6 protein-coding genes are annotated in these 8,015 nt (G+C 67.2%); 1 reads left to right on the top strand and 5 read right to left on the bottom strand.

The features are described 5' to 3' along the window. A partial coding sequence (locus AC3IFE_RS00965; RefSeq protein WP_489189315.1) for a transglycosylase SLT domain-containing protein occupies positions 1 to 1,210 on the top strand: 1,210 nt, incomplete at its 5' end. A 64-nt stretch (positions 1,211 to 1,274) separates the two neighbouring features. Here AC3IFE_RS00965 and AC3IFE_RS00960 read toward each other — a convergent pair. From AC3IFE_RS00960 to AC3IFE_RS00940, 5 genes are read right to left on the bottom strand one after another with little or no spacing between them, the layout of a single operon-like run. Further along, entirely contained in the window at positions 1,275 to 3,398 is a 2,124-nt protein-coding gene (locus AC3IFE_RS00960) for a phospholipase effector Tle1 domain-containing protein (protein ID WP_489189314.1), read from the bottom strand. Positions 3,399 to 3,403: 5 nt separating this feature from the next. Further along, on the bottom strand, positions 3,404 to 3,883 hold the full coding sequence (locus AC3IFE_RS00955) for a DUF3304 domain-containing protein (RefSeq protein WP_089467194.1): 480 nt from the start codon (positions 3,881 to 3,883) through the stop codon (positions 3,404 to 3,406). Positions 3,884 to 3,891: 8 nt separating this feature from the next. After that, complete coding sequence (locus AC3IFE_RS00950) at positions 3,892 to 4,266, bottom strand: DUF805 domain-containing protein (protein ID WP_089467193.1); 375 nt, start codon at positions 4,264 to 4,266, stop codon at positions 3,892 to 3,894. Further along, positions 4,263 to 5,153, bottom strand: a complete 891-nt coding sequence (locus tag AC3IFE_RS00945; RefSeq protein WP_489189313.1) for a DUF4123 domain-containing protein — start codon at positions 5,151 to 5,153, stop codon at positions 4,263 to 4,265. The genes AC3IFE_RS00950 and AC3IFE_RS00945 overlap by 4 nt, the downstream gene beginning before the upstream one ends. Positions 5,154 to 5,158: 5 nt before the next feature. Further along, the gene (locus AC3IFE_RS00940; RefSeq protein WP_489189312.1) at positions 5,159 to 7,966 is read right to left on the bottom strand and encodes a type VI secretion system Vgr family protein; all 2,808 of its coding nucleotides are present in this window, start codon (positions 7,964 to 7,966) and stop codon (positions 5,159 to 5,161) included. Positions 7,967 to 8,015 lie beyond the last annotated feature (49 nt).

The raw sequence follows: 8,015 nt of genomic DNA, 5'->3' as shown, positions 1-8,015 counted from the left end.
TCGCCCGCTCAGCCGCAACGCGCTGACCCTCGCCTCGACGATCGCGCTTTCCTGCGCGCTCTCCGGCGTCGCACGGGCCGATTGCCTGGACGACGCGGCCGCGTTCCAGCACGTCAGCGTCGCCCTGATGCGCGGCATCGCGCAGGTCGAGTCGGGGATGAATCCGAATGCGATGAACACGAACACCAACGGCACGGTCGACATCGGGCTGATGCAGATCAACAGCACGTGGCTGCCGACGCTCGCGCGCGAAGGGATCACGCGGGAAAGCCTGTTCGATGCCTGCACGAACGCGTATGTCGGCGCGTGGATCCTGTCGCAGAACATCCGCCAGCTCGGCCCCACCTGGAACGCGATCGGCGCGTACAACTCCGCATCGCCCGACAAGCGCCTCGCGTATGCGCGCAAGGTCTATGATGCAATCCGGACCATGCCGGATTCGCCGGATACTCCCATGCCCATCCTTCCACCGTCCTTTACGCCGCCGCAACAGGCGCAGACGTACAACCCGTTCGCGAGCCTGAGCGTGTCGGCGCCGCCCGTCACGCGCGCACGCACGCTATCGCCGGCCTCGCCGCCTCCGTCGCCGCAGGGCGGCCCCGCCGGCCCGGCCGGCACGTACAATTTCGGATGGACGGTCACGGGCGCCGACCAGGCCAAGCCGACCCAGGTGTTCGACGACGGCGCGCGGGTCTACGTGCAGTTCAGCGACATGAAGCACGTGCCGGCGATCTTCACCGAGACGTCGGCCGGGCGCGTGCTGATGTCGTGGGAGCTGCAGTTTCCGTATGCCGTCGTGACGCGTCCCGCGCAAACGTTGATCTTCCAGCTCGGGCCGTTCGAAGCGCGCGCGCAGCGCAGTGCCGCGGCCGCAGGCATGACCGCGCAGGACGGGATGGCGGGGACGGCGAAGGCCGGGGCCTCGACTTCGGCATCGAAGAAATCGGCCAGGACGGCGATGAATGCGGCGACGAACACCGCGCCCGATACGGCAGCGAAACGCACCGCGTCGGCCGACGCGCTGTGGTACGTGAATACGCCGTCGACGTCGGGAACGGCGGCGGCCTCGCCCTCGACCGCGAATATTCCCGCCACACTGCCGACGGCCATCACGTCGAACACGCCGCCGCCCGCGCCGGCTCAAGCACCGGCCGCGGCCGCCCAGCCGTCGCGCGCCAGCGCGGACGCGCTCTGGTACATCTCGCAGTGACGCACGGGCAGGCTGCCTATCGGCAGCCGGTGTCGGCGAGAGGCGGACCTACCGAACGACCGGACTATCGAACGACCGTCGTGCCTGACGGTGCCGATACGGTCGATACCAGCGATTGGTACACGTCCGCGACACGGTCCAGGAACGACTTGTCGGGTGCGGTCGCGATTTTCTGCATCGCCCGCGTGTTCATGTAGTTCTTGATCGACACGAGGTGGCTCCACACCGACTCGACGTCGCTCTCGGCCATGCTGTCGTGCACGTGCTTCACGAACAGCGGATACATCGCCTCGACCTGAGGCAGGCGCTCGCCCGGATTATTCCAGAGCCAGAACAGCGCCTGCGCCTGCGGGTCGGTGTTGAATATCGACGGTGGCAACTCGCCGCCGAGCTGCTTCATTGCCTGCTTGCCATCGAACCCGTATCCCGGGCGCGTACCGTGCTGCTTCTGGAAATCGATCTCGCGCACCAGCTTCTCGTAACGTCCGTACGCCAGCGGATTGGCCGCGCCGCCGAGCCAGCCCGGCTTGCGCTGCGCCGCGGCCGCGCGATTCTCGGCCTGGTCGTACCACATGCGCAGCCACTGGATATACACGACCATATGGCCCTTGAGCTCGCCCTGGATGTCCTTCGGCAGGTCGGTCACGACGATCGGGCGAGGCGGCGCCGGATCGGGCACGCGGCAACCGTCCGTCATGTCGGGCACGGGTTTCGGATTGAGGAAATCGAGCGGCCCGATCGACGGCTTGAGCGTCGCCGACGGATAGCCGATGCCTGTACCCAGTGGCGTGAGCGACGGAATCTCGCGTGTCGTCGCCACGAGTTTCTTGACGGCCAGCCGGTAGTCGAGCTGGAAATTCTGGATCTCGGGCGGCGCGACGATCTGCTGATACAGCGCGCCGTCCTCGTTCGCCAGCGCGGTCAGGCTCGGCATCGGAATGCCCGCGCCGTACGCGCGGTGGTACATCATCTCGAGCGGCACGCGCGCCAGCTTGTCGGAAATGCCGTCCTCGCCTTCGATCGCGCCGCCGCCCACGTCCACCTGCGCGCCGGGAAACAGGCGCTCCTGCCGCCGACCACGCATGTCGGACGGGTCGACACCGAGCATCGTCAGCGGCTTGTACACGCGCAGTTCGTGGGCGGCCGCATAGTGCACGCATTTCTCGATGTCCGGCGACAGGATCAGATCCGACGACACCGCGTTGCTCAGCGGGATGTAGCCCGTCAGCAGGTTGTCGTCGAAGCGGTTCGTCACGCAATCGAACAGCCCCATGAACTTGATCTTGACCTGAACGCCGTCGTATTTTCCGCCCTTGGCGACCTCGTCGAGCAATTGCTTGGCGAAAGCGAGCGCAAGGCCGCCGCCCATGTCGTAGCCGAAGATCGCGACATGGATCTTGTTCACCGTGCCGGCCTGCTTCGCGCCGGCCACCGCCGCCTTGAAATCCTCTTCCGCCGCCTTCAGGCGCGTATCCACACCCGTATTGAACAGTGCGGCGCCCAGCTTCGTATCGCGCGAGAGCTGGAACGACTCGGCCGCCGCGCCCAGCGTTTCCTTGCCGACCTCCTTCAGCACGGTTTTCGGAATCCGGTACGGATACTTGACGACGTCGCGCCAGAAGCCCTTCCATTCATGCCGCAGATAGCGCAGTGCGCGATTCTTTTCCGACCCGGGCCGCTCGATCGCGCGCTCGATCCGCTTGCGCGCGTCGCCCAAGCCCTCTTTCGTCTTGCCGACCAGCGTATCGAACGTGTCGCTCACGCGATTTCCGAACGTAGGATTGCTGATCTTGCCGCTCTGCTTCCACGCATCCTCGGCGGCCTTCTGCGCCTTTTCCTTGGCCTTGTCGACCGTCTGCTCCTTGAGCTTGTCGCCGGCCTTCTCGCTGATCGTATCCGTCGCCTTGCCCTTCAGGACCTCGCTCAGCACACCGGCCTCGGGGTCGAAATCGGCGCCGAGCCCCGGATAGTAGAAGCGCCGCATGTTCTTGTTCTTCTTGTCGTACGCGGCGTTGAACAGCTTCAGGATATTGGTGCGCGGACCGTCCTTCTCGCCGAAGCCGAATCCGTCGAAATAGAAGCTGACCCACAGCATGTGTTCGCATGCGGGACACATCTGCTCGGCCTCCGCCTTGACGCGGTCCGTCTCCGCGGAGACGGCGTCCTTCTTCAGGTTGATTTCGGCCATGACACTTACTTCTCCTGCGTCGGTTTGAGTTCGGGCGCATTCATGTCGTCGACCCACTGCAACTCTGCCGTGCCGTTCTTGCGGAAATACACACGCAGATAGCGCGACGTCGGCGATTCCGGCTGAGGAATGGTCACGTCGATCGTCTTGCGCTCGGGCTGGATGCCGCGCTGAATGTCGTCCAGCGGCTGCGCGAATTCCCAGAACAGCTTTACCTTCTGCCCCGGCGTGACCTTGCAGCCGCAGGCAAAGCCGCCGCCGCCGCCGAATGCCTCGCCGTCCTCGCGTGCCGACGGATTGCCGAAGCATCCCGACTTGTGCTCGTTGTCGAGCCAGAATTCGTGCAGCTTGCGACCGTACTCGTTGTATCCGGTGACGCACACGTTATGCGGCTCCGCCGACGCATCGACACCGTGCTTGCTGCATGCGGCGAGCACCGTCAGCCCGATCAGCGCCAAAACGTGCATCCCTGCTCTGAATTTCATCGATACCCTCACAAACTTGCGTCGTTGTTGCCTGCGTCCGGCGATGGCGGACCGAACCGGTTGCGCGCGTCATCCCCGCGATAGAACCCGTTCATCGCAATGGCGATGAATGCGCCTCCGACCGGGATCGCATGAAGAAGCGTCCACCATCCCGACTTGCCGAGGTCGTGCCACCGCCGCACCGACACCGCGACGAGCATCCAGATCATCACGATCGCGAATGCCCAGCCGACGACATCGACGAACGTCCGGGCCCGCTGCGCGGCGGGCAGATCGGCGAGCGCGTCGAGCGCGGAGCCGGCGAGCAGCAACGGCACGGTCACGCACCACCATTCCAAGCGCCCGGCCCGGCCGCGGAATGAAAACAGGGCGGCCACATTCATCGCCGCGCCTCCGGTTCCGTGTCGACACTCGCAGCATCGTCGTGCTCGATCAGATGGTCGAGCAATGCTTCGCATAACGCATCGTGATCGTTCCGATGCGCAGCGATGCAGTCGGCGACGATCGCGTCGTCGAGCCGCACGTGGGCGTACATCGCCAGCGTCGCACCGATCCGGTAGGCGAGCCGGTCATCGTGCAGCCCCTGTGCGTCCAGCAACCCGAACAGGCTGCGCATGCTCGCATAGGTTTCGAACGGATCCGCGTCGACGGGGATCCGGCCGTTGCGTCGCAATTCGGCGAGCACGGCGTCCGGCCGGCTCTCGTGCCGCAACGCGTCGAGCTCGCGGGCATCCACACGTGGATAGAAGATCCGTTCGTGCCGGCGCGGATGCCGCACCGTACCGACGGTGCCGTCGCGACGCACCCAGGTCCACGACACGCACGGCGACAACAGCGCCTGATAGCGCGACTCGGACAGCGCGCCCGCCAGCGTCTGAAACACTGCCGCGTCGTAGAACCGCAGCAGCCCGTCGCGATCGTCGGGCAGCGTCACGCGCGTCCTGACGCCGAGTTTCGGCACGAGTTCATCGAGCGGATACACGCTGACCAGCGACAGAAACGCGAACGGCCGCCGCGCGAGCTGCCGTTCGAGCAGCGCCGGCACGTGCGGTGCGCGATAGTCGCACACCAGCGCGCAGACCTCCGGACTGGTCGCCTCGGGCTGGCCAGCCAGCACGTTGTGAACCTGTCCTTGCGCAATCAACTCGCGCCAGGGCGCCGCGTTGATCGGCAACTGCGACGCATCGGCCAACAGATAGCGATGTGCATCCGGAAACGCAGCATGCTCGGCGGCCGCCGTCGTTTCCCATGTCTGGAGCAGCGCAGTCATCGTCGTCATCCGCGCGTGGCAATCGCTTCGTGGCGATGCGCGAGATCCCGCATGCATTCGACGCATGCGGGCTTGTTCATCGACGGCAACTGGACGTTCGCGGATCGCGGGCCGGTCAGCGTGTGCTGGGCCGCATGGAACGTCGCCTTGCCCGGCGCGCCGATCACGATGTCGTTGCCCTCCATCTTCAGGAACGCGTTGGCCGCCGTCAGCAGCAGCCGCTTCGGCGACTGCAGCGCGACACTTGCCTGCGCGCTCGATACAGTCACCGTACGCTGCGCACTGGCGTCGAGCGTCCCGGCGTTCTGCGCCTGCACGGTGACGGCGCCCGTCGCGGCATGAAGCGCAATCCCGGCGGCCGGCACGGGGCGGCCGCCGCCCGGGGTGCCGTGCGTGTACAGCGCGATGCCTTCCTTCGCGACGATGCTCGACTTGCCCTGGACCGTGACCTGCACGTCGCGTCCGGCGCTCAGCACGGTTTGCGTGCCCGACGTCCACACGTGGCTTTGCGCCGTCAGCGCGGCGACGCCGGCCGCGCCGTGCGCGACGAGATGCGGATGCTGCCACGCAACCGCACCGCCGCCGCCGGCACCGCCCGCGCCGCTGCCTTCGCGCGTTGCGCCGAGCGACACCTGGCTTTGCCGCAGGCCCTCGATCGCCGCGAGCTGCGATGTCGTGTCGCCGACAGTCGCGACACCACCGGGCTGCGCCGTGCGCGTGCCCGGCTCCGCCCCCTGCTTGCGCGCGAAGCTCGCGAGCCCCTGCAGCATCTCGCGTTGCTGCGCGAGCACCTGGCTCGCCGCACTCGCGTCCATCTGGTTCACGCCGGGCGCCGTGCTGATCAGCAAGCCGGCGCCGGCGCGCAGCGCGGCGGCTGCCTGCGTCGACAGTTCGGCGCCGTAGCCGCGATCGGCCAGACGCCGGTTGTCCTGCACCTGCTTGATGTGTCCGAGCGTCAGGCCGCTGCCGTGATCGGTCGTATAAAGGCGCGCACTCGACTGCCCAGCCGTATCGTCCAGCATGAATTGTCGAGAGCCACCCGCACCGGTCTGACTCGCACTCAGGTCCTGCGTCTTGAAGCCGGTCAGCACGGCCGCGTGGTCGTTGCCGGCAAACCAGGCCGCCGCATTGGCCGTGCTGCCGCTCGGGCCGCCCGCCAGCGCATTGTGCTGCGCGTCCGCGTTGCCTTGCCCGTTGTATAGCGCGGCGACCGCAACCGGCCGGTCGGGCTGGCCTTCCAGCCATTCGGTCCAGACTTCCTGACCGACGCGCGGCACGCTCACCCCGCCCCAGTTGTCGCCGCCGACCGGTGTCACCATGCGCGTCCAGGTGCCCGCGCCGCGATCGGCCGGCGCGTTCGCCGCGCGCGGATGTTCGTCGCGACTCGCGGAATTCTGCCCGCGCTGCGCATGATGCTGGATCCGGATCCGGTGATCGCGTTCGGTATGAACCGGATCGCCCGCGCCGACCACGATGCTCGTCTGGGCACCCGGCATCACCGCGACCGGATGCACGCGTGCGCCATGCCCGTTCGGCGCCAACGGCCGGTAAGCCTGGTCGAACGGCAGCGCGGCGAAGCGGTTCCGGTACACCTCGTCGCCGTCTACCAGCGCGCCGCCAGCGTGCGTCGCGGCGTCGAATGCCGCGTGCAGCGCCTGCGCGCCGCCCAGCTCGCCGGGTGCGGCATCAAGCATCGGCGGAATCGCGCCCAGCCGTTGCGCGATCGCGCCGTGCACGTCGGCGCTCACGTTCGCGCGCGCGTCGTGCTCGACGCGCAGGCACACGAACGCGCGCGATGGATCGAGCGACGGATGCTGCGACATCGCGAAGTGCAGCCCCGGCCGCAAATCGCGACGCGTGCCGCTGCCTTCGGTCTGCAGCGCCGCCACGCGCTGCGCATCGAGTTGCTGTTGCGCGCGCTGATCGCCGATCGCGGCGGTCTGGAACGCGTACGGGCCGGCGACATCGCGATCCTCGCCCGGCGCGACCGCGCCGCTCGCGCGCACGCCGGACGCACGGGTCGACAGGCTTCGATAATCCCAGCTTGCGCGCGCGACGCTGCCGATGCGCCAGCGGCGCGCATTCATGAATTGCCGGATGCCGCCGCGCGGATCGCCGTCGCTCGTCTGATGGAAACCGACGACTTCGGGTTCGGCCGGGGCGAAGCGCTGGTTCGTATCGGCGAGGACGAGCGTGTGCTTGCCAAGGTCCGCCGAGTGCGCATCGCCTTCGTGTTCGAACCAGTAGAAGATGCCCTCTTCCGCCCACAGTCGTTCGAGAAACGCGAAGTCCGATTCGCCGGCTTGTGCAGTCAGGCTGCGGTTCGCATATTTCGCCGGGTCGGCGAGCGCCCAGCGCCATGCCGGCGCGATCGCGCCACGCGCGTAGTGCGCGAAGATCTGCTCGCTGATCTCGACCACGCTCGCGTTCACGAAGTTGTAGCTGTCGACGCGCTGATGCAGCAGCGCGAGCCACGGTTCGACGACGAGCCGCACGCGTGCGAGCCCGCCGTTGTAGCCGACGAGTTCCGCAGCCGTCACGTGGCCGTGGAACGGGCGCCGTGCGTCCTGCCCGTCCGCGAGCTGCCATTCGACGAGGATCGATGCACCGATCAGCTTGTCGAGCGGCACGTCGGGGCGCTCGGTCAGCGCGGTGACCTGGAACCGGAAGCCGCCGCGATCGAGCGACTCCCATCCTTGCAGGCTCTCCGCGACGAGTTTGTCCGCGCCGAGCGGCGTGGTCAGCCACAGGAACCGGTCGTGCTGCGACCAGCCGCGGAAGAATGCCTGGATGAGATCGGATTGGGTCGACATGATGTTTGGTTCGGGATTCGCTGGGCTATGTCTCAAATCAGTTCTGCCG

The organism is Burkholderia sp. APQ4-4ca (assembly GCF_057837105.1).
Note: the sequence above shows the minus strand (reverse complement) of the source record. Positions and strands in the feature narration are given on the sequence as shown.

Excerpts from the sequence above, each read along its gene's own strand:
- AC3IFE_RS00960 (WP_489189314.1), bottom strand. The coding sequence starts at position 3,398 with ATGGCCGAAATCAACCTGAAGAAGGACGCCGTCTCCGCGGAGACGGAC.
- AC3IFE_RS00955 (WP_089467194.1), bottom strand. The coding sequence starts at position 3,883 with ATGAAATTCAGAGCAGGGATGCACGTTTTGGCGCTGATCGGGCTGACG.
- AC3IFE_RS00940 (WP_489189312.1), bottom strand. The coding sequence starts at position 7,966 with ATGTCGACCCAATCCGATCTCATCCAGGCATTCTTCCGCGGCTGGTCG.
- AC3IFE_RS00945 (WP_489189313.1), bottom strand. The coding sequence starts at position 5,153 with ATGACTGCGCTGCTCCAGACATGGGAAACGACGGCGGCCGCCGAGCAT.
- AC3IFE_RS00950 (WP_089467193.1), bottom strand. The coding sequence starts at position 4,266 with ATGAATGTGGCCGCCCTGTTTTCATTCCGCGGCCGGGCCGGGCGCTTG.